Annotated in this window: 25 protein-coding genes and 1 tRNA gene; 15 read left to right on the top strand and 11 right to left on the bottom strand. The window is 61.7% G+C overall.

Translation table 11 applies throughout. The annotated features are described in order from the left end of the window. Positions 1-2: 2 nt before the first annotated feature. Complete coding sequence (locus NKH90_RS28535) at positions 3-806, top strand: alpha/beta fold hydrolase (protein WP_352822373.1); 804 nt, start codon at positions 3-5, stop codon at positions 804-806. Positions 807-940: 134 nt separating this feature from the next. After that, positions 941-1,558, top strand: coding sequence for a hypothetical protein (locus NKH90_RS28530; RefSeq protein WP_352469693.1), 618 nt, complete (start codon positions 941-943; stop codon positions 1,556-1,558). Between the two features lie 76 nt (positions 1,559-1,634). On the opposite strand, the gene NKH90_RS28525 is transcribed toward NKH90_RS28530, so the two are convergent. After that, positions 1,635-2,579 (bottom strand): metallophosphoesterase family protein, encoded by a 945-nt coding sequence (locus NKH90_RS28525; RefSeq protein ID WP_352822370.1) that lies wholly within the window; start codon positions 2,577-2,579, stop codon positions 1,635-1,637. 53 nt (positions 2,580-2,632) lie between these two features. On the opposite strand from NKH90_RS28525, the gene NKH90_RS28520 reads away from it, so the two are divergent. Next, the gene (locus NKH90_RS28520; RefSeq protein ID WP_352822368.1) at positions 2,633-3,133 is read left to right on the top strand and encodes an NUDIX domain-containing protein; all 501 of its coding nucleotides are present in this window, start codon (positions 2,633-2,635) and stop codon (positions 3,131-3,133) included. Between the two features lie 306 nt (positions 3,134-3,439). Here NKH90_RS28520 and NKH90_RS28515 read toward each other — a convergent pair whose 3' ends face one another. Both NKH90_RS28515 and NKH90_RS28510 read right to left on the bottom strand, forming a co-directional pair. Continuing rightward, complete coding sequence (locus tag NKH90_RS28515) at positions 3,440-3,589, bottom strand: hypothetical protein (protein ID WP_352469691.1); 150 nt, start codon at positions 3,587-3,589, stop codon at positions 3,440-3,442. A 119-nt stretch (positions 3,590-3,708) separates the two neighbouring features. Then, complete coding sequence (locus NKH90_RS28510; RefSeq protein ID WP_352822365.1) at positions 3,709-4,698, bottom strand: glutathione S-transferase family protein; 990 nt, start codon at positions 4,696-4,698, stop codon at positions 3,709-3,711. 281 nt (positions 4,699-4,979) lie between these two features. Between NKH90_RS28510 and NKH90_RS28505 the strand changes: the two genes are divergently transcribed. From NKH90_RS28505 to NKH90_RS28490, 4 genes are all read left to right on the top strand, one after another. Then, the gene (locus NKH90_RS28505) at positions 4,980-5,534 is read left to right on the top strand and encodes a GNAT family N-acetyltransferase (RefSeq protein ID WP_352815212.1); all 555 of its coding nucleotides are present in this window, start codon (positions 4,980-4,982) and stop codon (positions 5,532-5,534) included. Between the two features lie 63 nt (positions 5,535-5,597). After that, positions 5,598-6,359, top strand: coding sequence for a 3-hydroxyacyl-CoA dehydrogenase (locus NKH90_RS28500; RefSeq protein ID WP_352822361.1), 762 nt, complete (start codon positions 5,598-5,600; stop codon positions 6,357-6,359). Between the two features lie 16 nt (positions 6,360-6,375). Continuing rightward, positions 6,376-7,137, top strand: a complete 762-nt coding sequence (locus NKH90_RS28495) for a HugZ family pyridoxamine 5'-phosphate oxidase (RefSeq protein WP_352822358.1) — start codon at positions 6,376-6,378, stop codon at positions 7,135-7,137. A 173-nt stretch (positions 7,138-7,310) separates the two neighbouring features. Continuing rightward, positions 7,311-7,649, top strand: coding sequence for an ArsR/SmtB family transcription factor (locus NKH90_RS28490; protein WP_023679553.1), 339 nt, complete (start codon positions 7,311-7,313; stop codon positions 7,647-7,649). A 72-nt stretch (positions 7,650-7,721) separates the two neighbouring features. Here NKH90_RS28490 and NKH90_RS28485 read toward each other — a convergent pair whose 3' ends face one another. After that, positions 7,722-8,726 carry a L,D-transpeptidase gene (locus NKH90_RS28485; RefSeq protein ID WP_352822356.1) on the bottom strand — a complete coding sequence of 335 codons (1,005 nt, stop codon included), beginning with the start codon at positions 8,724-8,726 and terminating at the stop codon, positions 7,722-7,724. 312 nt (positions 8,727-9,038) lie between these two features. Between NKH90_RS28485 and NKH90_RS28480 the strand changes: the two genes are divergently transcribed. Continuing rightward, positions 9,039-9,836, top strand: a complete 798-nt coding sequence (locus tag NKH90_RS28480) for a TrmH family RNA methyltransferase (RefSeq protein WP_352502237.1) — start codon at positions 9,039-9,041, stop codon at positions 9,834-9,836. A 37-nt stretch (positions 9,837-9,873) separates the two neighbouring features. Here NKH90_RS28480 and NKH90_RS28475 read toward each other — a convergent pair whose 3' ends face one another. After that, positions 9,874-11,037 carry a coiled-coil domain-containing protein gene (locus NKH90_RS28475; protein ID WP_352767289.1) on the bottom strand — a complete coding sequence of 388 codons (1,164 nt, stop codon included), beginning with the start codon at positions 11,035-11,037 and terminating at the stop codon, positions 9,874-9,876. A gap of 149 nt (positions 11,038-11,186) precedes the next feature. Further along, complete coding sequence (locus NKH90_RS28470; protein ID WP_023679557.1) at positions 11,187-11,768, bottom strand: DUF1134 domain-containing protein; 582 nt, start codon at positions 11,766-11,768, stop codon at positions 11,187-11,189. Between the two features lie 340 nt (positions 11,769-12,108). On the opposite strand from NKH90_RS28470, the gene chpT reads away from it, so the two are divergent. Continuing rightward, positions 12,109-12,738 (top strand): histidine phosphotransferase ChpT, encoded by a 630-nt coding sequence (gene chpT, locus NKH90_RS28465; RefSeq protein WP_352452917.1) that lies wholly within the window; start codon positions 12,109-12,111, stop codon positions 12,736-12,738. A 238-nt stretch (positions 12,739-12,976) separates the two neighbouring features. Next, positions 12,977-13,345, top strand: a complete 369-nt coding sequence (locus NKH90_RS28460) for a response regulator (protein ID WP_352452918.1) — start codon at positions 12,977-12,979, stop codon at positions 13,343-13,345. Between the two features lie 105 nt (positions 13,346-13,450). Here the strand turns inward: NKH90_RS28460 and ctrA are convergent, their stop codons facing one another. Beyond that, positions 13,451-14,146 (bottom strand): response regulator transcription factor CtrA, encoded by a 696-nt coding sequence (ctrA, locus tag NKH90_RS28455; RefSeq protein ID WP_006203583.1) that lies wholly within the window; start codon positions 14,144-14,146, stop codon positions 13,451-13,453. A gap of 450 nt (positions 14,147-14,596) precedes the next feature. Between ctrA and NKH90_RS28450 the strand changes: the two genes are divergently transcribed. Then, complete coding sequence (locus tag NKH90_RS28450; RefSeq protein WP_023719275.1) at positions 14,597-14,974, top strand: flagellar export protein FliJ; 378 nt, start codon at positions 14,597-14,599, stop codon at positions 14,972-14,974. Positions 14,975-15,035: 61 nt separating this feature from the next. Here NKH90_RS28450 and NKH90_RS28445 read toward each other — a convergent pair whose 3' ends face one another. Beyond that, complete coding sequence (locus tag NKH90_RS28445; protein WP_352683855.1) at positions 15,036-15,431, bottom strand: winged helix-turn-helix transcriptional regulator; 396 nt, start codon at positions 15,429-15,431, stop codon at positions 15,036-15,038. A gap of 93 nt (positions 15,432-15,524) precedes the next feature. On the opposite strand from NKH90_RS28445, the gene NKH90_RS28440 reads away from it, so the two are divergent. Beyond that, positions 15,525-16,451, top strand: coding sequence for an NADP-dependent oxidoreductase (locus NKH90_RS28440; protein WP_352822353.1), 927 nt, complete (start codon positions 15,525-15,527; stop codon positions 16,449-16,451). Positions 16,452-16,508: 57 nt separating this feature from the next. Here NKH90_RS28440 and sciP read toward each other — a convergent pair whose 3' ends face one another. Beyond that, complete coding sequence (gene sciP, locus NKH90_RS28435; protein ID WP_023679563.1) at positions 16,509-16,784, bottom strand: CtrA inhibitor SciP; 276 nt, start codon at positions 16,782-16,784, stop codon at positions 16,509-16,511. 261 nt (positions 16,785-17,045) lie between these two features. Here sciP and mnmA point away from each other — a divergent pair, with 261 nt between their 5' ends. Further along, on the top strand, positions 17,046-18,236 hold the full coding sequence (gene mnmA, locus NKH90_RS28430; protein ID WP_352822352.1) for a tRNA 2-thiouridine(34) synthase MnmA: 1,191 nt from the start codon (positions 17,046-17,048) through the stop codon (positions 18,234-18,236). A 13-nt stretch (positions 18,237-18,249) separates the two neighbouring features. Here mnmA and NKH90_RS28425 read toward each other — a convergent pair whose 3' ends face one another. Next, positions 18,250-19,209, bottom strand: coding sequence for a Gfo/Idh/MocA family protein (locus NKH90_RS28425; RefSeq protein WP_352466761.1), 960 nt, complete (start codon positions 19,207-19,209; stop codon positions 18,250-18,252). Between the two features lie 236 nt (positions 19,210-19,445). Between NKH90_RS28425 and NKH90_RS28420 the strand changes: the two genes are divergently transcribed. Next, positions 19,446-19,522 (top strand) — tRNA-Met (locus tag NKH90_RS28420). Here NKH90_RS28420 and NKH90_RS28415 read toward each other — a convergent pair. After that, the gene (locus NKH90_RS28415; RefSeq protein ID WP_352822400.1) at positions 19,479-21,107 is read right to left on the bottom strand and encodes a recombinase family protein; all 1,629 of its coding nucleotides are present in this window, start codon (positions 21,105-21,107) and stop codon (positions 19,479-19,481) included. The genes NKH90_RS28420 and NKH90_RS28415 overlap by 44 nt on opposite strands. A 922-nt stretch (positions 21,108-22,029) precedes the next feature. Here NKH90_RS28415 and NKH90_RS28410 point away from each other — a divergent pair. After that, positions 22,030-25,365 (top strand): AAA family ATPase, encoded by a 3,336-nt coding sequence (locus NKH90_RS28410; RefSeq protein WP_352822350.1) that lies wholly within the window; start codon positions 22,030-22,032, stop codon positions 25,363-25,365. The last annotated feature ends 328 nt before the right edge of the window (positions 25,366-25,693 follow it).

The raw sequence follows: 25,693 nt of genomic DNA, 5'->3' as shown, positions 1-25,693 counted from the left end.
GCATGACCCCATCCCTTTACGCTGCCGAACGGGGCACCGGCCCGACAACGATCGCCTTCCTGCATGGTTTCGGTGGCTGCCACGACGACTGGCGCGACGTGGCCGCGTCCCTGGCACCCGGCGCGCGAACGTTGGCCTATGATCTGCCGGGGCATGGGCTGTCGCTCGATTTTCCGGGCGGCGGTCCGGCCAGGATCGCAGCGAGTGCCGTCCTTGCCGATCTTTCCGCTCGCGGGATAAAGCGGGCTCATCTCGTCGGTCATTCGATGGGCGGCGCCGTGGCCGCCCTGATGGCATTGAGCGAGCCGGAAAAGATGGCCTCGCTGACGCTGCTGTCGCCGGGCGGTTTTGGTCCTGAGATCAATGGTCCGCTGCTGCGTCGCTACGCCGCCGCTGCCGGCATGGATGAAATCCGCGCCTGTCTTGCCGCCATGTCGGGACCGCAAAGCCGGCTGCCGCAGCATAGGGTCGAACTCGTCAGCGAGATGCGCCAGCGGCCCGGCCAGTTGCGTACACTTGTCGAGCTCGCAGCCGCCATGACCAGGGATGATCGGCAAGGCGTCATCCCGAACGAGCGGCTTGAAACGCTGAATATGCCAATCATGGTGGTTTGGGGAACCGACGACGCGATGCTGCCCGTCAGCCAGGCGGAGGGCGTGCCGAAGCATTTTCATCTGCACCACGTGCTGGAAGCCGGCCATATGCTGGTCGAGGAAGCGCCCGGCCTGGTCGTCGAGGCCGTCCGTCGGAATATGCGACGCCGCAGCAGGCGGCTTCGTCCGGGATTCGCCGCTGCGGCGAGCTGATCGGTCTTCGCGCAGGCACGGCGGCGGCGCTGGTGCTCATCCAGCGAACCCTTGTCCGCTCCTCGATCTCGCAAGTGCAATTTGCCGGCGGCTGTGTTAATTCGGTGTTAACCAAACCCCGCGAGGCAACGCCGATGAAGGACGCAGGCGAGAACATCACCCAGATCGATCAGTCGCGAAAACTGTCCGATGCCATTCGCGACGTCAAAAACGCCTTCGCCGACCGCGACGACGTCGTCGTCGAGATGCGCGAAGCGCATCGCATGCGGCTCGATCTGCTTGCCGCCGAACTCGCGTCGGTCTTCGGCGACGTACCCACCGACATGGACAGTTTCGACTTCGCCGTCTCGTCCGGCCTGCAGCCACGGCTGTGGATCGACGCCGTCAGCCATGTCGCCATGGGACGCGACCGTCGCACCTACCGCTTTCTCAAGGACACGCGCATCGGCCGCGTCGTGCTCGCCGAATCGACCGAGATGAAGGTCGTTGCCGACCAGGTGACGCGCTATGTCGCCGAGCGCGTCGTCGAACGCCAGAGAATGATGGAAGGCGGCATCGAGCAGGCCGTCGCCGGCCTGAAACGCGCCCTGGTGGCGGAGGCTGAGCCGCCGCTGCATGTCGCTGCGCGCAGCAACGGCTGGTCGGCGTTCTTCTCGGGCCTCGGCCTGATCGCCGCCGGCGCGCTGGTCGGCCTGGCGATTTCGCTCGTACTGTTCTGGGACCGCATCGTTGCAATGAAAATCAGCTTCTAGAGCGGTTCAGCGTTTCACGGAGACGCTGAACCGCTCTATCTCTATGCTTTGACGCAACTCCGGACCGAAAACCGCTTCACACTTTTCCTGGAATTGCTCTGGCCATCGACGCCTCGGCCCTCACGCCAAGCTCCATTGTCTGCAGGTCGCTGGGCGGCAATGCCGGCCCGGTCAGGCCGCGGCGCGTCAGCCTGATCCGCCAATTGTCCTTTTCACCGTCGATGTCGAGCAGATTGTATTGCGCCGGCGCATGCGAACTGCCGGGCGCCTGCCCCGCCGCGGCGACCCCGACCACCGGAATTTTGATCTTGCGGGCGCCGATGAAGAACAGCGACGGCACATGCGAATGGCCGTGCAGCACAAGCTCGGCACCATGCCGGTGAAGAACCTTGTGGAAGCGCGAGATGCCGAACAGCCGCTTGTTCTGCGAAACGGCGCCGCGCACCGGCGGATGGTGGATCATGATCACCCGGAACAGGCCGCTCTTGCCTGTGGCGTCGAGGATGCCGCGCAGCCTTTCCGCCTGGCCTTCCAGAAAGAAGCCGTTGGCCATGAACGGAGCCGTGGCGCGCGCCGTCGTGACGCCGACCAGCGCAACATTGCCGCGTACGCGCAAATAGGGAAAGGTGTTGCGGTCGACCGGCGTATTGACGCCGTCGCCGGTCATCCACGCCGCCCACGACCGGCAGGTCTTGTCGAAGGCGCCCGGCACATAGGCGTCATGGTTTCCAGGCACCACCGACACGTCATTGGGCGAGCCCAGCGTCTCCAGCCAATGCTTGGCCATCTCGAGCTCACCGTCGAGCGCCAGATTGACCAGGTCACCGGTGATGGTGAGATGGTCCGGCCCGCTGGCCTTCATGTCGGCGACGATCGTGTCGATGACTGCATCATGCATGTAGCGGCGGCGGTTGCGCTGCCAATTGACGTAACCGACCACGCGCTTGGAGGCGAGATCGCGATAGGTTACATCGGGAAGCGGCCCCAGATGGACATCGGAAATATGCGCGAGCCTGAACATCTTTTCTTCATAAGCGAGGCGCGCGCGGCTTTCCACTCACGGTTTCGCGGACGATGACGACGCCGGATCCGGAGCAAGCCCTGCGTCAGACCGGCTGGCCGGGCTTCAGGGCAAGGCTGTTTCACCTGTACTTCGTGCTGCGGCGGCCGATGACGCTCGGCGTGCGCGGCTTGATCCACGACCGCCCCTCCAATTCCGTCTTCCTCATCCGCCACACCTATGTCCCGGGCTGGCACCTTCCGGGCGGTGGCGTCGAGTTGGGCGAGACGATGATCGAAGCGCTGACACGCGAAGTCTTCGAGGAAGGCAACATCGCGCTGACCGGACCGCCGGTGCTGAAGTCGCTGCATTTCAACCGCCGCGCCAGCCGCCGCGACCATGTCGGCCTCTATCTGGTCGAGGAGTTCAACCAGACAGCGCCCAAGCTGCCCGACCGCGAGATCGCCGAAGCCGGCTTCTTCCCGCTCGACCGCTTGCCCCAGGGCACGACACCGGCGACGCTGCGGCGGATTGCCGAAGTTTTTGGGGGGAATTCGGCATCGCCTTACTGGTAGATCATCTCTTCAACAGCTTTGGCTGCGTCGGTATAGACCGGCAGCATTCATTGTTCTCAGAGAGATAAATGCTGAGCGATGAGGAGAAAAAATGCAACACTGCCAAAACGATAGATTTAGAATCGCGCTCTATGTATCACTTTACACGGGAATTAATGTGATATCATTTTCCGTTATAGCGTTAATTTCGACAATAGTTCTTGGGATAGATCCATACATGTTAGCAAAAGTTGGAATATTCATCCAATTCACAATACAATTAGTTGCGGCATTCGTGACATATTTCGTTTTTATAAAGCGACATGCTCAGCTTTTTACTCGCACTGAATTCTGGAAAATGGTCGGCTTCTCAACCCTGATAGAAATGATTTTGGGAATGGCTGTGCTTCTGCCGTCGGGATTGTTACGCGCAATCCCGCCCCAGATGTCGGTCGTGATCGTCATGATCAGCGGCATCGTTGCGTTCCTTGCAACGTCGCTCGGCTACTCCAATCGATTTGGAAATACCATATTGAAAGCTGAACTCGTTAGAAGGGCAAAGATGGACTCCGAGACCTTCCGCTAGATCGCTGATTTCACGCCGCCTTCCTGAACCTGTCCCGGTCATGCGGCGCGCCGTAGTCCAGCTCCGGCCCGACCGGCACGATGCGCGTCGGGTTGATGGTCTCGTGGCTGCCGTAATAATGCGCCTTGATGTGGTGCAAATTCACCGTGCCGGCGACGCCCGGCACCTGGTAGAGATCGCGCAGGTAATTCGACAGGTTCGGATAGTCGGCGATGCGGCGCAGATTGCACTTGAAATGGCCGATATAGACCGGGTCGAAGCGGACCAGTGTCGTGAACAGCCGCCAGTCCGCCTCGGTGATGCGGCCGCCGACGAGATAGCGCTGCCTTGACAGACGGTCCTCCAGCGTGTCGAGCGCCGAGAACAATTCGCCGAACGCCTCCTCGTAGGCTGCCTGCGTGGTGGCGAAGCCGGCACGGTAGACGCCATTGTTGACCGCGGGATAGACCAGCGCATTGATCGCATCGATCTCGCCGCGCAACGGTTGCGGATAAAAATCGAGCCTGGCATCGCCCCATTCGTCGAAGGCCGAATTGAGCATGCGGATGATCTCGGAGGATTCGTTGGAAACGATGGTCTGCTCGCGTTTGTCCCACAGCACCGGAACGGTGACCCGGCCCGAATAGCCGGGATCGGCCCTGGTGTAGATCTGGTGCAGGAAATCGAGGCCGTAGAGCGTGTCGCCGGTGGCGCCGTCCTCGGCCAGGAACGTCCAGCCGTCGGCGCCCATGAAATGATGGACGACCGAGACGGAAATCACGTCCTCGAGTTTTTTGAGCACGCGAAAGATCAGCGTCCGATGCGCCCACGGGCAGGCGAGCGAGACATAGAGGTGATAGCGGCCGGGCTCGGCCTTGAAGCCGCGTTTTCGCCCTTCGACCGGCGTGCCGTCGCGGGTCACCCAGTCGCGCCACTGCGACTGTGCCCGCACGAACCTGCCGCCGCTCTCCCCGCTATCGTGCCAGCGGTCCTGCCATTGGCCTTCGACTAGCAATCCCATGCAATATCCTTTCGCGTTCCTGCTCGATGTAGGGCACCAAGCGGCGCCGCGGAAATCCCCGATGCTGAACAGATCGTCAACGGCTGCGTCGTCGAGTGCGCGTCGGCTGCGCGGGCCGATTGCGGCGGCTGAAAATTGGTGCTAGCGGACATCCGCATGTTCGACTTTGCCATGATCCGGTTCGACCGACGACGAAAGAGCGCCCGCGCTTGATGAAGCGCTGACTGGCGAACGCTGCCGCTTGCAGCAAACCTTTCCTCGCATACCGGAACGCAAAGACCATGAGCCTTGCCGACTTGAAATACCTGGCCGACGTGAAATACCTGCCGGAAACTCCGGCGCACGATCCTGAAATCGAAGCCATCAATGACGAGGCCTTCGGGCCAGGTCGTTTCGTGCTCGCCGCCTACAAGATCCGCCAAGGTGGCCCGCATGAACGGGCTTTGTCCTTCGTGGCCGTCGATGGCACAATCGTCGTCGCCTCGGTACGGATGACGCGCATCGCCGCCGGCGCTGGCCGCGCGCTGATGCTCGGGCCGCTCGCTGTGCGGCCGGCCTTCAAGAATTTCGGCATCGGCCGCCGGCTGGTGGCAATCGCGCTGGAAGCCGCCGCCAAGGCCGGCGCGCCGGCGGTGATGCTGGTCGGCGACGAACCCTACTACGGCCCGCTCGGCTTCAGGAGGCTGCCGCGGGGGCAGATCTCGATGCCGCGTCCGGTCGACCCCGACCGGCTTTTGGCGCACGAGATCGTGCCGGGCGCGTTGGCGAGGCTGGCGGGCGAGGTTTGCCACGCCGACCAGGCAAGGATTGCCGCGCACATCGCCGCGATGGCATGACCGTGCCGGTGCTGTCGCACGGTGGCTTGGCGGCATAGTCTGGGCACGGAGGAGGACGTCGAGATGAACCCGAACGGCCAGATTGCGATCGTCACCGGTGGCGGCTCCGGCCTTGGCGAGGCGACGGCGCGCGCTCTTGCCGCCGGCGGCGCCAGGGTAGCCGTTCTCGATCTCGGTATCGAGCGTGCGGCCAAGGTGGCGGCTGACATCGGCGGCATCGCCGTCCGATGCGATGTGAGCGACGCCGAGAGCGGTGCCGCCGCAGTCGCGGAAGCGGCAGAGACGCTCGGCGCACCGCGCATCCTGGTCAATTGCGCCGGCATCGTTGTCGGCATGAAGACGATCGGCAAGGACGGACCGCATCCGCTCGATCAATACCGCAAGGTGATCGAGGTCAATCTGATCGGCACCTTCAACATGATCCGCCTGGTCGCCGACCGCGCCGCCAGGCTCGAGCCGCTGCAGGGCGGCGAGCGCGGCGTCATCGTCAACACCGCGTCGGTCGCAGCCTATGACGGCCAGATCGGCCAGGCCGCCTATTCCGCGTCCAAGGCCGGCGTCGTCGGCATGACGCTGCCGGTGGCGCGCGATCTCGCCCGCTCCGGCATTCGCGTCTGCACCATCGCACCCGGCATCTTCAGGACGCCGATGATGGCCGGCATGCCGCAGGAGGTGCAGGATTCGCTCGGCGCCGCTGTGCCCTTCCCTTCCCGTTTGGGCGAGCCTTCGGAATACGCGGCACTTGCCTTGCACATCATCGAGAACCAGATGCTCAACGGCGAGACCATTCGCCTCGACGGCGCCATCCGCATGGCGCCGAAATAAATGCGACGGTGATGCCTTGGACGAACCCAGGAAAGACGTGATCCGCGCGACCGATACCGAGGCGATCAGGCTGGCAAAGACGCTGATCCGCAGCGCCCGTTTCGGCGCGTTGGCAGTGCTCGAACCAGGAACCGGTTCGCCGCTGGCCAGCCGGGTCGGCGTCGCCACAGACATCGACGGCACGCCATTGATCCTGGTATCGATGCTGTCCACCCATACCGGCGCCATCCTTGCCGACCCGCGCTGCTCGTTGCTCGTCGGCGAACCCGGCAAGGGCGATCCGCTGGCGCATCCGCGATTGACGCTCGTCTGCCGCGCCGTGCGGCTCGAACGCGGAGCGAACGAACACGCCCGTGCCGAGCGGCGCTACCTCAACCGCAACCCCAAGGCAAAACTCTATGCCGGGCTCGGCGACTTCTCGATTTTCCGGCTCGAACCGGAGCGCGCCAGCCTGAACGGCGGCTTCGGCAAGGCCTATCTGCTCGACCGCACCGATCTGGTCGTGACGGGAGCGATCGTCGAAGAGCTTGCCGCCGGCGAGCAATCGGCGCTCGACCACATCAACGCCGACCATCTCGATGCGATTGCCCTCTACGCAAGTCATTTCGGCGGGGCCGAGAGTGACGGCTGGATCGTCACCGGGTTCGACGCCGACGGGATGGATCTCGTATCGGGCGACAATGTCTGCCGGGTCTTTTTCCCCGAGCCGCTGAGAGCGGCGCGCGACCTCAGGCCTGTCCTGGTTGACATGGCCAAGGCTGCCCGATCGGCAAATTAATCACAGCCGCACAGTTAATCGGCTTGCGTGGAAAGCAAGCCTTGAGATTTGAGCGAAATGTTCTACCTTTGCGAGTGACGCTGAATCGCTGGCGTGCATCTATAGGGAAAGTCTATGGAATCCGACGCTATTGCCCCCATAGCGGCGGATGAGCAAGAAGGCATGGGGGATCTATGGTCTCGAACAAACTAGTCGCCAACGCCGGAACCGCGGCTGCGTTTCTGACGCTGATGGGCAACGAAAAACGTTTGTTGATCATGAGCTATCTGGCCGAGGGCGAGATGTCGGTCGGCGCCATAGCCGAGAAGGTATCGCTCAGCCAATCCGCCCTGTCACAGCATCTGGCCAAGCTCAGGGCTTCCGACCTTGTCGAGACCCGCCGCGACCGGCAAATGATCTATTATTCCTGCAAGTCCGCGGCCGTGCGCGAATTGCTGCACATGCTGGACGGCATTTTCGGCGAAGGTGAACTGTCGCAGATGGCTCACCGGCTGCGTCGCGCCGGGACCTGAGCGGCCGAGGCGGAGAATGCCCCGCCAAATCCGCTTTGCTGCCAAGTCCGCTTTGCTGCCAAGTCCGCTTTGCTACTGAACGCGCTCGTCGGCGGCCTGCGCAATCTCGTCCTTGAACTCGACCTTCGTGCCCGGCTGCACCATGGAGGCAAGGTCTTCGGCATCCCAATTGGTCAACCGGATGCAGCCATGCGAAAAGGTCGTGCCGATCTTGCCCGGTTCGGGCGTGCCGTGGATGCCGTAGCTTTCGATGGAGAGATCGATCCAGATCGATCCCACGGGGTTGTTCGGCCCGGCAGCGATGGTGAAGGGCCGCTTGGTCTTGACTCCCTTGAAAGCGAAGTCCGGATCGTAATGATAGGTAGGGTTGTGCACCACGCGCCTGACCTCCGCCATGCCGCTTGGCGCCGGCTTCTCGTCGCTCCCAATCGAGGCGGGGTAGACCGCCAGCCATTTGCCGGCACGGTCGAGCACACGCACCAGGCGAGCGCCCTTGTCGACCTCGACGGTGGCGACGCCGGCGGGAGGGTCGCCTCTGCCGACATCAGGCACCACCAAGGTCCTGCCTGGTTTCCTGAGGCTGGTGCCCGCATTGAGCATTCGCAGCAATTGGTCGCTGACGTGGAAGCGCTCGGCCAACCTCTCCACCGCATTGCGGTAGCCGAGCCGCCGCAAGCGGGCCATCCTCTCCAAGCGAGCCGGAATACGCCTGGTGAAAGGTCCGCGCACATCCTTGCGCATCACCTCATAGGTCACCAGCACCGGCTTGGCGGAGGTTGCGATGAGTTTGCTCCAGGTTTGTGGACTGAGCTTGCCATCGGGCGGAAGTCCGTTTGCCGCCTGAAACGCGGCGACGGCTTTGGCGAAGTTCCGGGAAAGGCGACCGTCGATGAGGCCCGGCGAGAAGCGGGCGCGATCCAGAAGGATCTGCGCCTTCAGCAGCATCGGATCGACACCCTTCGGTTCGCCGATAGTGAATTGGGACTGATTGACGGTGGCTGGATCGAGCTTGGCCGCGCGGGCCACGCCGCATGCGAGGGCAAGTGTGGCGGCAAAGACGAGGAGGAGCCTGATCATCGATGTCGTCCCAGGACCGCAGCAGGAGCCCGCCTCTATGACGCGGCATGGCCCCGTGGGGTTCCTTCGCCCCATCGAAATTCTGCATTGAAGCGGCTTGGCCGAAGTGCCGTGCCGCGGGAATCAATATCTCCATGCCGCCAGGAGGCCAGGCAAGGCGTCTCGGCCCGGCGCCTTGTGATTGGATTTGACCGTTAGAACGGCGTGCATCCATTTGGACGCTGAGATACGGTCAGAGCTTCGGATCCGGCATCATGCCTTCCGAAGCCGAATCCCGATTCGCGGCCGACGCCAAGATCCGCCGAGGAAGCCATGAATCCGATCCGCATAGACGACCCGCAGGATCCTCGCGTCGCCGCCTATCTCGACATCCGGGAACGCGATCTTGCCGGCCGGCAGGGCCGTTTCGTCGCCGAAGGCAAGGTGGTGCTCGACACGCTGCTTGCCGCCCGTCGCTTCGAGGCAGAATCGGTGCTGGTGCTCGAGAACCGGCTGGCCGGCCTCGATGACGTCCTGCGCAAGGCGCCTGCCGGGCTTCCGATCTATGTCGCATCCGGCGAAGTCATGGACAGGATTGCCGGATTCCACATGCATCGCGGCATATTGGCGATCGGCCGCAAGGGCGCGGCCGTCTCCGCTGAAGCTTTGCTCGGCGCACTGCCCGCCCGCGCGCTGATCGTGGTGCTGGTCGGCATCGCCAATCATGACAATATGGGATCGATCTTCCGCAATGCCGCCGCCTTTGGCGCGGATGCCGCGCTTCTCGATCCGACCTGCTGCGATCCGTTGTACCGCAAGGCAATCCGCGTCTCGGTGGGCGCGGCCTTGAAAGTCCCCTTCGCCTGCTTTGCCGATACCGCCGGCTGCACCGCAATGCTCGACCGGCAAGGCTTCAGCCAATTCGCCTTGTCGCCGCGCGGGCAGATCGACATTCGCGATGCCAAGAGAAACGAGCGGCTGGCGCTCTATCTCGGCACCGAGGGCGAAGGCCTGCCGGAAAGCCTGCTTGCCCGCCTGCAGACTCTGCGGATCGGTATGGCGCAGGGCTTCGACAGCCTGAACGTCGCCGCCGCATCAGCCATCGCGCTGCATCATTTTTCCGGAGCCTAATTTAGAGCCGGGGCGTCCCGCTCGCGCTTGTGGAATCTTAGTCGGTCGAAGCGGCCTTCTGCAGCGCCCGCACCCGATCGGCAAGGCTGCGTCCGCCGCTCCCCGGCCGCGTATCCTCAGGCGCTGCAAGCGCCCGGGCGATCGGCGAATCCGGCCCGTCGAGCTTTGCCGTCAAGGCCACGACTTGCGCCGCCAGATCGTTCATCTCTTCGCGCAATGCCGCGCTGGCGCTGCCGGTATCGTCTCCGGTCCGCGATTTCGACGTTTCGACGGCAGCAAGATCTGTCTTCAGCCGTCTGTTCTCGCGTGCCAGCGACGTCAGCCTGGCCTCCAGCCGCTCGCGGTCGGCGTCGAGCTTGGCGGTTGTCTGTTCGATGTCGCCGTTGGCGGCCACATTGACCTGGGTGCCTGGCACGCCGGCAAGACCCACCGCAGGCGCCCTTTCAGCGCCTTTCGGCTTTTCGCGAAGGCGCACCAGTTCCTTCTCGCGGCGCTCGAGCCTGTCCTCGCGATCGGCCAGCGAGGCGAGCAGGCGTTCGACCTTCTTTTCCAGGTCGCCGGTTCTTTTCTTCTCGGCCTTCAGCGCGTCCCGCAAAACCTTGCTTTCGGCTGCCAATTCCTGGCTGCGCCTGTCCGCCTCCTTGCGCTGGCCGCGCAGCAGCGAAATGTCGCTTGCCAACTTCTGCAGCTCGGATTCGCGCGCCACCAGCTCGATCTGCCTGCTGCTGGATGAAAAACTGGCGTCGTCATACATGTGCTCCAGTTTCCGCAGTTCGAGCCCGCGCTTTTCGAGGGCGCGCTCGGTCTCCGCAAGCCGTTCCGACAGCTGCTGCAGTTGCTCATCGCGCTTGCGAAGCTCCTCGCCGCTGGCTGTAAGATCGGCGACGACCCGGTTCTTGTCCTGTCGCTCGGCCGCCAATTCCTTCAGGGCTTCGCGGTCGCGGCCGATCTCGACCAGCTGTTCGGCGGCTTTCTCGCGCAATGACTTGACGGTCATTTCAAGCCGGCGCACCGAAACCGCGAACTCGGCGCGAATGCGATCCTTGTCCGCCTGGATCTCGGCCAGCGTCAACGGCATCGAGCCCTCGACGCGCTTGCGCGTCAGCGCCACCGCCCGCCGCCACACGGCCGGAGCAATCATCAGCGCCAGGAAGCCGGCGCAGAGAAAGCCGAGAACAAAGAACAGGATCGACTGGACCAAGATGACTATCCGTTGTGCATGGCAACCGCCAAAGGTCGACTTTGCCATCTTCGCATGACGGAAATCCGGCGCCACGGCAAGAGTATGCCGCGGCAAAGCTCAGACCGTGGGATCACAGCTCCAATCGCAGTGGCGCCATCATGCAGGTGTCAGAACGGATTCCAGGTCGCGCGCTGGGTGAGCTTGAGGTAGCCGAGATTGACGCCGAGACGGGCGCCGACGCCGGTACGGATCGGCACGAGCAGCACATTGTTGTTCTTCAGCACGTTGAAGCCGACGCCGGCGACGACATAGGCGGAGCCGGCGACGCCGCCAAAACGATTATAGAGGCTGCTCACATCGTCGAGATTGTAGACCAGCATCATGACGCGCGAGCCCTCGCCGCCGAAATCCCAGCCGAGCGAAGGGCCTTGCCAGAACACTTTGTGGTCGCCGGCATTCTTGGTGTAGAGCGTGCCTTCGCCATAGGTCAGGCCACCGATCAGCGCCCCGGACCCCTCTTCGCCGAGCAGATAGCCGTTCGGCAGGCCATAGGTGGCGAAAATCTTCTCGACGACGGTGGCGAGCCCGCCCGATGTAGCGCCGAAGAATTTATGACCGGAATCGACGATCTCCTGCGCGGTGTATTCCTGCGCCCGCGCCGCCGATGCCGAAAAGGCGACAAGGCCGATGAGCGCGATCGTCATTGAGATGACACGGAAAAAAGTCCGGTCGTAGAATCGGGAAACCATGCTTCCAATCTCCGTCAGGGAGCACTTTCGCCGACGCCTCGCACCCGTACGGCTCTTTGGCGGCCGTTAAGGATGACTGTTAGGGGCAAACTATGCCGTAATCCTTTTTCAACCATTAAACTCCCACATGAAGATGGCGGTTCGAAGGCTGTTTTCACATCGCCCGCGCAGCACCCTGCTGCGTGAACACGCCATTTTCGACAATCATGATTTCGGATTTGTTGCTGCACGCACAAGCGCTGTGTATTCAGAATGCTTGGGAGAGAGCGTGATTCGTGTGGACAGGCGTGATCATGATCGCCCGGTCATTGTGTTGTGAAATTTGCAGGGATTTTTGCCGATGGCCGAGCTTTTCACCCTTTCCGCACCCGATCTGGCAGCGCTGCTGTGCAGCCGGGTCTGCCACGACATCATTTCGCCGGTCGGCGCCATAAACAACGGGCTTGAGCTGCTCGACGAAGGCGGCGCCGACGAAGACGCCATGAAGCTGATCCGCCAAAGCGCCAAAAACGCCTCCGCCCGCCTGCAATTCGCCCGCATCGCCTTCGGCGCCGCCGGTTCCGCCGGCATGCTGATCGACACCGGGGACGCCGAGGCCGTGGCCATCGCCTTCCTGAAGAACGAGAAGCCGGAACTGATCTGGAACGGAACCCGCGCACTGTTGCCCAAGAACAAGGTCAAGCTGCTGCTCAATCTCATCCTCGTCGCTAACGCCGCCATTCCGCGCGGCGGCAGGCTGGTGGTCACGCTGGAGAACCTCGAGACCGAGCCGCGCTTTGCGCTCGCGGCGAGCGGCCCGATGCTCCGCGTGCCGCCCAAATTCCTGGAATTGCATTCCGGCCACAGGCCGGAAGAGCCGATCGACGCGCATTCGGTGCAGCCCTATTACACGCTGCTCCTGGCCCGCGAAGCCAACATGACGATTTCGATCCATGCGACCGCCGACGAGATCGTCCTTTCCGCAGCCTGAAGTTCTCCTAAAGAGCGGGGAAAGTATTTTTCTCAAGTCATATTTGCGGCGTTGTCCTAACATCTGTGGGCGGGCTTGCGGATTGATTGCGTGAAGCATTGCGAAAGAAGATTTCACTTAAAACACCTTCAGGAAAATTTTACCTAACGGCTTTTCGGCTTCTTTACCAGATCGGCCTATGTTCCCCGGCAGATGCCACGACGCTGCCGGTTCGCCGCATGGCAAAGAGGGTCCCGGAATGAAACGCTGCATGTTCGTCGACAATTCGAGCGTCATCAGGAAGGTCGCAAGGCGTATCCTGGGCGGTTCCGGCATGATGGTGATCGAAGCCGCCAGCGGCCACGAGGCGATCGAGATGTGCGCGGCCGACATGCCTGATATCATCGTCGTCGACGGCGCCTTGCCGGACATGCAGGCGCAGGACCTCATCCGCCGCCTGCGCGCCATGGAAAGCCCGGTATTGCCGCAGGTTTTGATTTCGCTGGTCGAGGTCGATGTCGGGGCGATCATGCGGGCAAAACGAGCCGGCGCCCAGGGCTACCTGCTGAAGCCGTTCAACCGGCCGCAACTGCTCGAGTGCTTCCGCGCCTTGAAGATTGCCGCCTGATCAGAGCTGTTCCATTCCGACGAAAATCGGATCGGCTCTATCTTGTTGTTTTGCCGGGTTCTTTTCCGAAAAAATCGGCGCCCACCTTGGGATCACGCCCCTAGTTCAGGCGCTGACGCGGATATCTTCGGGCTCACGCAGCACATAGCCGCGGCCCCAGACGGTCTCGATGTAATTCTGCCCGCCAGACGCGGCGTCAAGCTTCTTGCGCAGCTTGCAGATGAAGACGTCGATGATCTTCAGTTCTGGCTCATCCATGCCGCCATAGAGATGGTTAAGGAACATTTCCTTGGTCAGCGTGGTGCCCTTGCGCAGCGAGAGCAGTTCCAGCATCTGATATTCCTTGCCGGTCAGATGCACGCGCTGGCCACCGACCTCAACGGTCTTGGCATCGAGATTGACCACCAGGTCGCCGGTGGTGATGACCGACTGGGCGTGGCCCTTGGAACGCCGCACGATGGCATGGATGCGGGCGACCAGTTCGTCCTTGTGAAAGGGCTTAGTCATGTAATCGTCGGCGCCGAAGCCGAGGCCGCGCACCTTGTCCTCGATGCCGGCCATGCCGGAGAGGATGAGGATCGGCGTCTTCACCTTGGACAGGCGAAGTGTTCTCAAAACTTCATAGCCCGACATGTCGGGGAGATTGAGGTCGAGGAGAATGATGTCGTAATCGTAAAGCTTGCCTAGATCGACGCCCTCTTCGCCAAGGTCGGTCGTATAGACATTGAAACTTTCCGATTTCAGCATCAGCTCGATGCTTTGTGCGGTTGCACTGTCGTCTTCTATCAGCAGAACGCGCATTTCATTCCCCTTTTCTGCTGCCGGACCATTTCACGACCCGTCCAGGACCGGAGCAGTGATTGCCTGAGCAGAGGCTGCCATCGAATGGTTAATAAAACCTAATTCCCCGTCCATGACGGTATCAGATTTTTTAACCCCTTTCTACACCTTGTTGAATCCAATAACGAATCACAGACCCAAACCGTTAATGCAGCACATTAATAAGCCAGACTAAGCGACTCTTCGGACTCGTTGGCCGGGTTTCCCGACGAGAAGCAGAATTTTTACCCGCCCTTAAGTCCTGAGCCGTATGATTAACAATGCCCGTAAACGAATGGTTACCGCCGGCAAAAAACTTTAGGAGTTTGTTTCCCATAGTTCGGGGAAAGCCGGTGGAAACGGGTCAAGCCTGGGCCTTGCCGGGTGAATTGGACGATATGTGCAGGTGTGCGTTTCCGGGAGTACCGAATCATGAAGTCACGTGAAAACCTCGTTCGGCTGAAGCAATTTCAGGTGAGCGAGAAGCGGCGGCAGCTGCTGCAGCTCGACATGATGATCGCCGAATTCGAGCGCATGGCCGTCGAGCTGGAACTTCAGATTGCTGCCGAAGAGAAGAAGGCCGGCATCACCGACATCAATCACTTTGCTTATCCGACCTTCGCCAAGGCGGCACGTCTGCGCCGCGACAACCTTAGAAATTCGCAAAGCGACCTCGCCCAGCAGCGAAATGTCGCCGAATCATTGCTGAGCGAAGCCGAAGCGGAGCTTTCCAAGGCCGAGATGCTGGAATCGCGCGACACCAAGGCGCGCGACACGGAAGCCGGCGGCCGCAGCGCCATGATCGGCTGAAAACAAGACTCTAACGCGCGTCGCGCTTGTGCGCTATTGCTGCGCACCGACTGTGCCCGCCTCAGGCATCCAGATCTACTTGCTGTTCCGCCGCCCGTGCGCGCGCATTTTTGATGTCGGGCACATGCTGCTCCGACCAGGCTCTGATCTGATTGAGCAGTCCTGCCAGGTTCTGGCCAAGTTCGGTCAGCTCATATTCGACACGCGGCGGAATGACCGGGAAAACCTCGCGCCGCACAAGCCCGTCGCGTTCCAGGATACGCAGCGTCTGCGTCAGCATTTTCGGCGTGATGCCTTCGAGCTTGCGCGCCAATTCGCCGTTGCGGAGCCGGCCCCGGCGCAGCGCACAGATCACCAGGTAGACCCATTTGCTGGCGAGCGTCTCGAGCACGGCGTGTGACGGGCACGACCGCCGAAAGGCGTCATAGCCAAAAGGGGAAACATCTTCACTATCCATGAGGTGTGTATATATCAACAAGGTACATACTAGACAAGAGAAAATAACTATCCAAATGATAGTGTCACATCAAAACCAGCAGGAGAGCCTTCCATGCGTGCCATTATCCAGAATTCCTTCGGCGGACCCGACGTCCTCGTCATTGCCGATCGCCCCGCCCCATCACCCGAGGCCGGCGAAGTGCTCGTCCGCATCGAGGCGGCCGGCATCAACCCGGTCGATGGCGCAGTGCGCGGCGGCCACTATCCGCTGCTTGGCGAGCCGCCTTTTGTCCTTGGCTGGGACGTTTCGGGAGTTGTCGAGGCGCTGGGCTCCGGCGTCTCCGGCCTCAAGGTCGGCGATGCCGTGTTCGGCATGCCGCGCTTTCCCAAACAGGCGGCAGCCTATGCCGAACTCGCCGCTGTCCCGGCTGATGAGCTTGCGCCGAAACCTGAAGGCATAGATCACGCGCAAGCCGCCGCGCTGCCGCTGGCCGGCCTGACAGCCTGGCAAGGCCTTGTCCGCCATGGCCGGCTCGATTTTGGCAAGCGCGTGCTGATCCACGCCGGAGCCGGCGGTGTCGGCCATCTGGCGGTGCAGATCGCCAAGGCGCACGGCGCTTACGTCGTCGCGACCGCCAGCCCGGAAAAGCTCGATTTCGTCCGCTCGCTCGGCGCCGACGAGGTGATCGACTACACAAGGGATGATTTCACCGGGAAGGCCCGCGACATCGATCTGGTTCTGGACCCGTTCGGCGGCGTGCATGCGGAGCAATCACTGAAAGTGCTCACGGCCGGCGGCGTTCTGGTGTCGCTGCTCGATGTCAGCGATGCCACCAGGGCAAAGGCCAGGACGCGAGGCATCCGCGTCGAGCGCATGTCCGTAGTGCCCGACCGTGCCGCTCTGGTGGAGCTCGGCAAATTGATCGACGCGAAAAAGCTGGCCGTCCACGTGGCAAAGGCGTTTCCGCTCGAACAGGCCGGTGCCGCCCATGCCTTTCTCGCAACCAGGCCGATCGGCAAGGTGGTGCTGACGGTCTGAAATTGCAGATCGTCGACCCTCGCAGACGTAAGGGCGCTGATCAGCGCCCTTATCGGCCTAATGCCGGTATTGCTGGATGCGCGTGGTGCGCAGGCCGGCAAGGCCGTATTCGTCGATCGACGCTTGCCAGGACAGGAATTCCTCGGTGGTGAGCTTGTAGCGCTGGCATGCCTCTTCGAGGCTCAAAAGCCCGCCACGCACCGCCGCCACCACTTCCGCCTTGCGCCGGATAACCCAGCGACGTGTGTTCGTCGGCGGCAGATCGGCGATGGTAAGTGGGCTGCCGTCCGGCCCGATAACATATTTGACTCGCGGTCTAATTAGATCGGTCATCGTACTCTCTACAAAAAACTCAAAGACCCAATCCCCACCACATTACCGCCACAGCTTTAAAATTTGCCTAAGCAGACCCTAATGGTTAGGTAAGGATCATGAACGCGGCGTTAGCCTTTTCATCGGCATTTGAAACATCTGCCGGCAAGCGCATTGAACCCGGCAGGAAAAATGAGCCGGCCCGGCAAAGCTGGCGCAGCCGAGACGCTTGACCTATATTCCGGCCATTGGCATTGAAGCGCCGCGCAGAACGAAAGAACCATGAACAGCCTCGATCTTCCCGGACGCCCCGAAAACACCCGCGTCGTCGTCGCCATGTCGGGCGGTGTCGATTCGTCGGTCGTTGCCGGCCTCCTGAGGCGCGAGGGCTACGACGTCGTCGGTGTCACGCTGCAGCTTTATGACCACGGCGCGGCAACGCACCGGGCCGGCTCATGCTGCGCCGGCCAGGACATCGACGATGCCCGCCGCGTCTCCGAGACGCTCGCCATCCCGCATTACGTCCTCGATTACGAGGAGCGCTTCCGCAAGGCGGTGATCGACCCGTTCGCCGAGAGCTATGTCGCCGGCGAAACGCCGATCCCTTGCGTTTCCTGCAATCAGACGGTGAAATTCGCCGACCTTCTTGCGACCGCCAAGGAACTCGGCGCCGACGCGCTGGCGACCGGCCACTACATCCGTTCCGGCGCCAATGGCGCCCACCGCGCTCTTTACCGGCCGGTCGACGCCGACCGCGACCAGAGCTACTTCCTGTTCGCCACCACCCAGGCACAGATCGACTATCTGCGTTTTCCGCTCGGCGGCCTGTCGAAGCCTGAGGTTCGCGCCATCGCCGAGGAGATGGGACTGACGGTTGCGGCCAAGCAGGACAGCCAGGACATCTGCTTCGTGCCGCAGGGCAAGTATTCCGACATCATCGCCAAGCTGAAGCCGGCTGCCGCCAATCCGGGCGACATCGTCCATATAGACGGGCGCGTGCTTGGCCGCCACGAGGGCATTTTGCGCTACACCGTCGGTCAGCGCCGCGGCATCGGCATCGCCTCGGGCGAGCCGCTCTACGTCGTTCATCTCGACGCCGACCGGGCCCGCGTCGTCGTCGGCCCGCGCGAGGCGCTGGAGACCCACAAGATCTTCTTGCGCAACATGAACTGGCTGGGCGATGGCCCGCTGACCGCTATCCCGGCGGCCGGGCTTGAGCTTTTCGCCAAGGTGCGCTCGACGCGGCCGCCGCGCCCGGCCGTGCTGCATCACCGCGCCGGTGTCACTTCGGTGGAACTGGTAGACGGCGAATCCGGCATCGCGCCCGGTCAGGCTTGCGTGCTCTATTCCGACGATGGCAACGAGGCGCGCGTGTTCGGCGGCGGCTTCATCGAGCGCTCCGAGCGCGGCGCGGAGGCCGAGGCGATGCTGACGCGGCTTGCCGTCCAGCCGGCGCGGGTTCCCGCCGAATAGACGGCGTTTTCTCTTAGGGCCTTGTATGGGCGACGGTGCCGGCGGTCAGGATGCGCAGCACGCGGATGGCCTCCTCGCCGCTGGTGCGCGGTTCGGCCCGCGTCTCGATGCAGTGGATGAAATGCTCCAGCTCGCGCGTCAGCGGCATGCCCTCACCGACCGCGACATAGGACGGCTCGTTGGCGGTGAACGCCCATTGGCCGCTATCCTGCCACACCGCGTGGCGATAGACGGCAAGCTTGCGCTCCCACGGCTCGACATCGTCGAACACCGCCATCGCCTTGGTGCCGACAACGGTCAGCCGCCGTTCGCGGTAAGGATTGAGCCGCGAGGCGAACAGATGGCCGCGCAGGCCGTTGGGAAAGCGCATGTGCAGATGCGCAAAGTCGCTGAGATTGTCGAGAAGAGCGGCGCCTTCGCCGCGCACTTCGACCGGTTCGGTGCCGGTGATGGCCAGGATCATCGACAGATCGTGCGGCGCCAGATCCCATAGCGCGTCGTTTTCGGTGTGGAACTTGCCGAGGCCGAGCCGATGCGAATGGATGTAGCGGACTTCGCCGAGTTCGCCATTGTCGATCAGCGCCTTCAGCGTCTCGAAGGCGGGATGAAAGCGCAGTACGTGGCCGACCATGAAGACACGGCCATTATCGGCGGCCGCCTGCACCGAGCGTTCGGCATCGGCCACCGTCAGCGCGATCGGCTTCTCCACCAGCACGTCCTTGCCGCCGAGCACGGCGCGCACCGCCATGTCGGCATGGAACTGCGGCGGCAGCGCCATGACGATGGCGTCGACATCGTCGCGGGCAAACAGCGCCTCCGGCTCTATCGCCAGGCAATCCTGCTCGCTGGCAAAACCCTCCGCGCGCGCGGGGTTGACGTCCGAAACCGCATGCAGCGCGCCGAGCGCCTTTAGGGTGCGGATGTGGTTGCTGCCCCAGTATCCGCAACCGAGGACTGCAATGCGCGGTTTCATCAATTCATGACCATGACTTTCGTGGCCGAGACATAGCGACGTGCCTCGCTGAACTCAACCCCGGCCTGTGCGCCCAAATGTCTGCCCGGCAAAGCTTTCGGCGCCAGCAATATGCCGGCGCGGCAGCCACTTCGATGCTTGACAGGCTTGGCCTCGCAACCTTATATCCGCGCGACCTTGGCGAACGCGCCGATATGCCTGCCGATTTAAGCTGGATTTCGGGCCTTCGCCGCCCTGGCGGGGTAGCTCAGTTGGTTAGAGCACGGGAATCATAATCCTGGGGTCGGGGGTTCAAGTCCCTCTCCCGCTACCACCTTTCCCCACACTCCTTTGACGCCGTTGGGAAAGGCATCCTCGCCCAGGAGCGCGGTCAGACGCCCGGCGATTTCGACTTCAATGCCGCCGATCCTTGATGGATCTCGAAACACAGTAACAGTTTCGATCAAGTCCCGCATCGTCTCTGCAGTTTCGGAATCGCCGGCCACAACGCCTTCGGCAAGCCCTGTTTGAAGCTGGTTTAGTTGTTCCTCGTAGCGCGCCAGCACCGCAGGATGCAGTGCAATGACATCAGTCGGCGCGGGCACGTTGTCCAGCTCGGCTACAATGCACTTACGTTCTTGATTGAGCGCTGTTGATTGCGGCCCCAACACGGCTGGGTCGCCATGACCCTTGGCGATGGCATTGACCAGCCGATCGATCTCCCGAGATAGCTCTCCAAGCCGTCGTTCCAAACGAGTGCGCTTCGCATCGGTTTCGGCTGCCAGGCGCCTTCGTTCTTCGTGATACGTCTGGACGTACTGGGCTATCACATCCGGATGGCGCATCTCCGCGGTGAGCCCGTTTAAGACAGCATTCTCGACCGTATCCAGATAGAAAGTCTTCGGATCAGGGCATGTCCCGTTCTCTGTCGCCGCCGAGCAACGGATACGAATTCGCCTGGACTTGTCCTTGCCGTTTGAGGACATCCCCGCTCCACAAGCACCGCACCTCAAAAGCCCCGACAACATATGTCGGGGCCGGCGCTGATGGCTTGGGTGTGTAACTGCACGAGCCTTTTTCCTGGCTCGTGCCGCTTCAAACAGTTCGGGCGAGATAATGGCAAGGTCGGGAACTTCGACAGTTTGCCATTCGCCTCTAGGATTTGGGCGCGAGATACGTTTGCCGGTGTCGGGGTCCTTGACCATTCGGACCTTGTTCCAAATCAGCCGGCCGGCATAAAGTTCATTCTGAAGCAGCCCAGTCCCTCTTTGTGCATTTCCATTGATGGTGGAGGCATTCCAGACTCGACCGCGAGGCGGCGGTATGCCGTCTCTATTTAGATTGTGGGCGATGTCGCGTGGGGTCTGTCCATCGACATACTCCCTGAAGATGCGACGCACGATCTCCGCTTCGTCCTGGGCGATTAGCCGCTTTCCAGGGTCGCCGAGCACATACGAGTAGCCATAGGTTAATCCACCGGCATGGAGCCCCTTATTAACTCGGCCGGCCTGGCCCCGACGGACTTTATGAGCGATGTCCTCTCGATAGAGTTGCCCAACAAGACCGCGAAGTCCGACCAAGACCGTGTTCACCACGCCCTCGTGGACGGCACGAATTTCGATACCGAGAAATGAAAGGCGCTTGTGAATGCCAGCAAGGTCTTCCATGTCGCGGGAGAGCCGATCAAGAGCCTCCACAACGAGAACATCAAATTCGTGCTCACGAGCTCTGTCCATGAGATGAAGCAAACCGTCACGGCCCATGACGGAGCCGCCGGAGCGCGCTCGATCATCAAAGGTTGCGACAACGTTCAACCGCTCACGTGCTGCATACGCCCGGCATAAAGCGAGTTGATCGTCTATGGATCGCTCATTCTGGAGGTCGGTTGAGAAGCGTGCATAGATCGCGGTTCGATTCATGATGAGTTTTCTCGGCCTGTTCACGCTGGTGGTCTTCGCGGGCGGCTTGGCGCGCGAGTGCTTTTGCAAGGCGCAGAATCGCCCGATCGGGCGCTCGGAGCAAGGCCGGTTTTTGAGATTTCACAACCATTGCGGGTAGCGCTCGCTACGGCTCGGCTGTGCCCCTGCGGAAAATAGCAGTCCGCAGGATGCGTGGCCTCCTTCAATCCTGCCGAGATCATGATCTTGGTCCATGTCTCCCAAGATGTGCAATTGCGGGAGATGAGAGAAGCCATCAAATCGATCGGTCGCAGAAAGGGATAGCAAGGCGTGCGTTTCGGAAATCCGCGAGCCTGATCGGTTGCGCTCCGTTCAGCCTTGATGGCAAATACCGCAGGTTCAAATCGCGGACATGCAACCACCGATACCGAAACTCGCTTTCAACGCCGCACCGCCTGGCAAGTTGATTTTAAAGGATTTTCTCTGGAATTCCATAGCGATTTGTATCACAGTTTGTATCTCAGTCCGTATCGCACGACGCGGACCTGGCCACTTGGTAAGTCGCCCTTTCTTATGAGGAACCGAAACGACTTTCAGCGTTGCCGTGCTTGCGCCAAGATCTGTTCTCGCCGAGCCAACCTCCAAGTGTCGCATTTGGGGCCGCAATCGGACTGGCGGCCTCGAGGCTGGGATACAAGAGAGCAGACATTCAGGTCGTCGCGAACATCGTCGTGACCTGACCCGAGGCGGATGCTTGATCACTAGGAGCGTATCGTCCGCTTTGCTGCCAAAAGCTATCACCGCCGCGGCAACCATGTCGGGCTCCAAGCCCCAAATTCTTCGAGAGGGACCTCCACTTCGACAGAAATCCGAGTCTACAGCATTTCCCTGGCATCTGAGTTAATATCGCGGCTGAGGGAACCGAATTCTTAGGAGAGCTGGTGTGGACGTTGCCGCTTGGTTGCGAGGCCTCGGCCTCCAGCAATACGAGCAGGCATTTCGCGACAACGCGATTGACGCGGAAGTCCTGCCGGAGCTGACCGATGCCGACCTTGAGAAGCTCGGTATGCTCCTCGGTCATCGCAAGCGATTCCGCAAGGCGATAGTGGGGCTGGGGCCGTCGTCAAGCCATCGCGACGCGAGCACCGATGACATCGCGGCTCAGAGCCGCACCCCGGGTCTAAGCGCGGAGCGTCGACAGCTGACCGTAATGTTCGTGGATCTCGTCGGCTCGACGGCGCTGGCGACGCGTCTGGATCCCGAGGACCTGCGTGAGACCATCGGAGCGTATCACCGCTGTGTCGCCGATACGGTCGCCAACTTCGGCGGCTTTGTCGCCAAGTATATGGGCGACGGAGTTTTGGTGTATTTCGGCTACCCGCAGGCGCACGAGAACGCCGCCGAGCAGGCGGTGCGCGCTGGCCTTGCTCTCATCGATGCCGTTAGGCGACTCCCAGAGCCCAAGCCATTGCGGGTTCGTATCGGCATCGGCACCGGAGAGGTCGTCGTTGGCGATCTGATCACCGCCGGCGAAGGGCAAGAGCGCGGCGTCGTGGGCGAGACGCCGAACCTCGCCGCCCGCCTGCAAGCTCTTGCCGAACCCGACGCGGTCGTGATCGGGTCGCAAACGCGGCAGCTGGTCGGCGATCTTTTCGAATATCGCGATCTTGGCGCCGTCGAGGTGAAAGGCTTTCCGGAGCCGATCCATCCCTATCAAGTGTTTCGTGAGAGCGCTGTCGAAAGCCGGTTCGAGGCGCTGCATGGGACGACGCCCACGCCGCTGGTCGGGCGTGAGGAGGAGGTCGACCTGCTGCAGCGCCACTGGCATCGCGCGAAAAGTGGTGAAGGTCGTGTGGTGCTGCTCTCAGGCGAGCCCGGCATCGGAAAGTCGCGCCTCACCGTCATATTGCAGGAGCGGATCCAGAATGAGCGACACACCCGCTTGCGCTATTTCTGTTCGCCGCACCATCAAGACAGCGCGCTCCACCCGACCATTGCGCAGCTAGAACGTGCCGCCGGGTTGGAGCGCGACGACCCACCTGATAGGAAGCTGGATAAGCTTGCGGCCCTGCTTGGCCCGACCTCGCCGGAGGACGTGGCGCTGCTGGCCGAGCTGCTGTCGTTGCCGACCGAAGGTCGCTTCCCGCCTCTCCAAGTGACGCCCCAGCGTAAGAAAGAGAAGACCTTCGATGCGTTGCTCCGGCAGCTCGAAGACCTGGCGCGACAAGGTCCGGTGCTGATGCTCTTCGAGGATGTGCACTGGATCGACCCCAGCTCGCGCGAGCTGCTCGACCTTGTAGTCGAGCGCGTGCCGCGCCTGCCAGTGCTGCTTCTCCTCACGTTCCGCCCCGAGTTTCAACCGCCATGGACCGGGCAGGCGCACGTCACGGTTCTTGTCCTCAACCGGCTCGACCGTCGTGAAGGCGCCGCGCTGGTCCAGCGGGTCGTCGGCACCGGGGAGCTGCCGAGCGACGTTGTCGCGGAGATCATCGAGCGCACGGATGGGGTGCCACTGTTCGTCGAGGAGCTGACCAAGGCGGTGTTGGAGGGCGGCAACACCAGGACAGTGCTCTCAAGAGCTGCTGCGACGGCGTTGAACGTACCCGCCACGCTGCATGCCTCGTTGATGGCGCGGCTCGATCGCCTCGGCTCAACCGTTAAGGAGGTCGCCCAGGTCGGCGCGGTTCTCGGTCGGGAGTTCTCCTACAAATTGCTGGCAGCGGTCGCACAGCGAAATGCCGCTGATCTAAATGGCGCACTGGATCAACTCGTCGGCGCCGGTCTGGTGTTCTGCCGCGGGACCCGGCCACTGGCCACTTACCTCTTCAAGCATGCGCTCGTTCAGGACGCAGCGTATGGCACGGTGCTGCGCGCTAAGCGCCAGGAGATACATAAGCGTGTCGCAGACGTGTTGGAGGAAAAGTGGACCGAAATCACTGAACCGCAACCCGAGCTCCTCGCGCACCACCTTCAGGAAGCTGGGGATTGGGCGGGCGCGCTCGATCACTGGCAAAAGGCGGGAGGGGCCGCCGTGGCCAGAGCTGCCACTCGGGAAGCCGTGTCGCACTTTGCCAGTGCCATTGACTGCAGCAGGAGACTTGGCGATGTGTCCGGCGGCGCCGAACGGATGACGCGTCTCCACCTTGCGATGGCCAATGCCTTGATGCAGGCTGAAGGGTATCGTTCTGAGCGCCTTGGGAAGACGCTTGAAGGTGCACGTTTTGCCGCCGCGAACACTGCATTGGTCGAATTGCAATGTGACGTTGCGCTTTCACTCGCTCCATTTTTTTATGCCACTGGGCGCAATCACGATTACCTGGCCCTGGCCGAAGAGCAGCTCGCAAACGATACCAATCTCGTTCCAGCGGCTTATCTGAGTGCACTTTGGGCGGCAAAGGGGATTGCTCACTACAACCGGGGAGAACAACCGCTGGCAGCGGAGGCCCTACGCAAGGCCTTAGCTCTGAGTGAACGTGTTGAAGCAAGTCGTCGTATCTTGTTCGCTGGTGCGGATCAACGGCTCTCTGCCCAAGAGTATCTTAGCGGTTCGCTGATCATATTGGGCTTCTTTGACGATGCCGTCGAACAAAAAGAGCAACTGATTCGAACTGTCGGTCAGCTCGATAAACCGTTTGACCTCGCCTGGTATCTTCTCGCTCAGTGTGAATTTTTTGCTATATTCGGCCAATACGAGGAACTACTTGAGACCGCTACGAAGATCGTCGAAATTTGCGATCGGCATGGCTACGCGGCGCGTCGAAGCAGCGGCATTAGGTGGCGTGGCCATGCCCGCTCGCATTTAGGTGAACTGGATGCCGGCATCGATGACGTCCGGGAGAGTATGGTTCTTTGGCGTGGGCAGGGCGTCGTATTTCATACCCCTGAGAAAACATGCGAACTTTGTGATCTTCTCCTGCGGGCCGGTCGCATCGAAGATGCATCGCAAATGCTTGATGATGTCGATGCCCTCGTTTTCGATACGGACGAGGCCAGCTACCTAGCAGAATGTATTCGCCTTCGTGGCCAGATCGCCGCAGGCAGAGGTGACCTGACGGGCGCCGCGCACCTATTCGAAACAGCAATTGCTACTGCCCGTCGGCAGCAAGCAAGACTCTTCGAGCTTCGCGCCGCAACGCAACTAGCACCAGTTCTGGCACGTCAAGGTCGTGTCCATGAGGCCGCGACGTGCCTACGATCCGTGATCGACGCGTTTGAGACCAGATATCCGGTCGTCGATCTGATCGCAGCGCAAAGGGCGCTGGAGACGCTGGGCCAATGAGTTTCGCCGCCTTGCGTTGGGGCTCCAATGACTGGTTAGCGTCGATTGGATACAATCTGCTTGGCGCATTGCGCACCCAAGGGCACCTTCATCCGTCTGGACCGGAATGTAACGGGAATGGTTGAGATGAGACGTTCACGCTTGTCCCCGCGTAGGTCCGCTACGGCGCGACCACGACTTCCAGCATGGTCACACGCGATGTCCGCTTCCGGGCGGAGGCAAATTTTGCCTCTAGGGCCGACTTTGCTGAAGGGTTTCGGGTGCCGTCAGGCGTACGAAAGTCTCTGATGCAGGAACCCGCGGGCCGCAGGCGGTGAGCTATGGGGAT

The organism is Mesorhizobium sp. M0898, from assembly GCF_040319695.1.
Taxonomy (GTDB): domain Bacteria; phylum Pseudomonadota; class Alphaproteobacteria; order Rhizobiales; family Rhizobiaceae; genus Mesorhizobium.
The sequence above is the reverse complement of the archived record's forward strand: the minus strand, read 5'-3'. Positions and strand labels throughout refer to the sequence as shown.

Bases quoted from the DNA above. Each gene is read 5' to 3' on its own strand.
- NKH90_RS28535 (WP_352822373.1), top strand. From the start codon at position 3: ATGACCCCATCCCTTTACGCTGCCGAACGGGGCACCGGCCCGACAACG.
- NKH90_RS28530 (WP_352469693.1), top strand. From the start codon at position 941: ATGAAGGACGCAGGCGAGAACATCACCCAGATCGATCAGTCGCGAAAA.
- NKH90_RS28525 (WP_352822370.1), bottom strand. From the start codon at position 2,579: ATGTTCAGGCTCGCGCATATTTCCGATGTCCATCTGGGGCCGCTTCCC.
- NKH90_RS28520 (WP_352822368.1), top strand. From the start codon at position 2,633: ATGACGACGCCGGATCCGGAGCAAGCCCTGCGTCAGACCGGCTGGCCG.
- NKH90_RS28515 (WP_352469691.1), bottom strand. From the start codon at position 3,589: ATGCCGCTGATCATGACGATCACGACCGACATCTGGGGCGGGATTGCG.
- NKH90_RS28510 (WP_352822365.1), bottom strand. From the start codon at position 4,698: ATGGGATTGCTAGTCGAAGGCCAATGGCAGGACCGCTGGCACGATAGC.
- NKH90_RS28505 (WP_352815212.1), top strand. From the start codon at position 4,980: ATGAGCCTTGCCGACTTGAAATACCTGGCCGACGTGAAATACCTGCCG.
- NKH90_RS28500 (WP_352822361.1), top strand. From the start codon at position 5,598: ATGAACCCGAACGGCCAGATTGCGATCGTCACCGGTGGCGGCTCCGGC.
- NKH90_RS28490 (WP_023679553.1), top strand. From the start codon at position 7,311: ATGGTCTCGAACAAACTAGTCGCCAACGCCGGAACCGCGGCTGCGTTT.
- NKH90_RS28485 (WP_352822356.1), bottom strand. From the start codon at position 8,726: ATGATCAGGCTCCTCCTCGTCTTTGCCGCCACACTTGCCCTCGCATGC.
- NKH90_RS28480 (WP_352502237.1), top strand. From the start codon at position 9,039: ATGAATCCGATCCGCATAGACGACCCGCAGGATCCTCGCGTCGCCGCC.
- NKH90_RS28470 (WP_023679557.1), bottom strand. From the start codon at position 11,768: ATGGTTTCCCGATTCTACGACCGGACTTTTTTCCGTGTCATCTCAATG.
- chpT (WP_352452917.1), top strand. From the start codon at position 12,109: ATGGCCGAGCTTTTCACCCTTTCCGCACCCGATCTGGCAGCGCTGCTG.
- NKH90_RS28460 (WP_352452918.1), top strand. From the start codon at position 12,977: ATGAAACGCTGCATGTTCGTCGACAATTCGAGCGTCATCAGGAAGGTC.
- ctrA (WP_006203583.1), bottom strand. From the start codon at position 14,146: ATGCGCGTTCTGCTGATAGAAGACGACAGTGCAACCGCACAAAGCATC.
- NKH90_RS28450 (WP_023719275.1), top strand. From the start codon at position 14,597: ATGAAGTCACGTGAAAACCTCGTTCGGCTGAAGCAATTTCAGGTGAGC.
- NKH90_RS28445 (WP_352683855.1), bottom strand. From the start codon at position 15,431: ATGGATAGTGAAGATGTTTCCCCTTTTGGCTATGACGCCTTTCGGCGG.
- NKH90_RS28440 (WP_352822353.1), top strand. From the start codon at position 15,525: ATGCGTGCCATTATCCAGAATTCCTTCGGCGGACCCGACGTCCTCGTC.
- sciP (WP_023679563.1), bottom strand. From the start codon at position 16,784: ATGACCGATCTAATTAGACCGCGAGTCAAATATGTTATCGGGCCGGAC.
- mnmA (WP_352822352.1), top strand. From the start codon at position 17,046: ATGAACAGCCTCGATCTTCCCGGACGCCCCGAAAACACCCGCGTCGTC.
- NKH90_RS28425 (WP_352466761.1), bottom strand. From the start codon at position 19,209: ATGAAACCGCGCATTGCAGTCCTCGGTTGCGGATACTGGGGCAGCAAC.
- NKH90_RS28415 (WP_352822400.1), bottom strand. From the start codon at position 21,107: ATGAATCGAACCGCGATCTATGCACGCTTCTCAACCGACCTCCAGAAT.